The sequence below is a fragment of the Oceaniovalibus guishaninsula JLT2003 genome, from assembly GCF_000299575.1.
Taxonomy (GTDB): domain Bacteria; phylum Pseudomonadota; class Alphaproteobacteria; order Rhodobacterales; family Rhodobacteraceae; genus Palleronia; species Palleronia guishaninsula.
Map to the genome: position 1 here is coordinate 1 of NZ_AMGO01000022.1, position 756 is coordinate 756.

Here is a 756-nt window from a genome sequence, read left to right on the forward strand (position 1 = left end):
CAGGCGGCGGCGCTTTTGCCCTGGGCCAGGTACATAACGAGGTTCGGCACGACTTGCTGGCATCCGATGCCCGCCAATTGGCGGCAACGTTGTCCCGCGATCTGCTCTGGCCGCTCCTGGTGCTGAATCGCCCTGGTAGTCCCGACGTGCGCCGGGCGCCGCGCCTAGTCTTCGACCTGCGCGAGCAAGCCGACATCACCAGCATGGCCCAGTCGATTCCGGCGCTGGTCAACGTGGGGCTGGAGATTCCCAGCGCCTGGGTCTATGACAAGCTCGGCATCCCGCAGCCTGCCAAGAATGAGCCAGTTCTGCGTTCGGCTGCGCAGCCTGCGATCCTGAGCCGACAGCATGGACAACGGGTGGCGGCCTTGGCCACCATCGTTGGCCCACGCTATGGCGATCAGCAGGCGCTGGACAAGGCGCTGGCTGACCTGCCGGCGAAGGACATGCAAAACCAGGCCAACGACCTGCTCGCCCCGCTCCTGGAAGCGGTCAACCGCGGAGACAGCGAAACCGAACTACTCGGCGCCCTCGCCGAAGCGTTCCCGGACATGGATGACAGCGCCCTGACGGACGCGCTCCACCGGCTGCTGTTCGCCGCCGATACCTGGGGCCGTCTCCACGGGCAACCTGGACCGGATCGACTGATGGCCGCTCCGACCGAAGCCGATCTGCGGGCCATCTTCGCCCTGCGGCCGGCCGCCGCTATCGAGTATCTGGAGCGCAAGGGCTTCGCGATCACTTGGAACTGGCATG

At 66.4% G+C, this 756-nt stretch carries 1 protein-coding gene; it reads left to right on the forward strand.

The window, feature by feature from the left end; translation table 11 throughout:
• Positions 1 to 756: phage portal protein family protein (locus OCGS_RS07820; protein ID WP_156801003.1), on the forward strand; the 756-nt coding region annotated here is incomplete at both ends.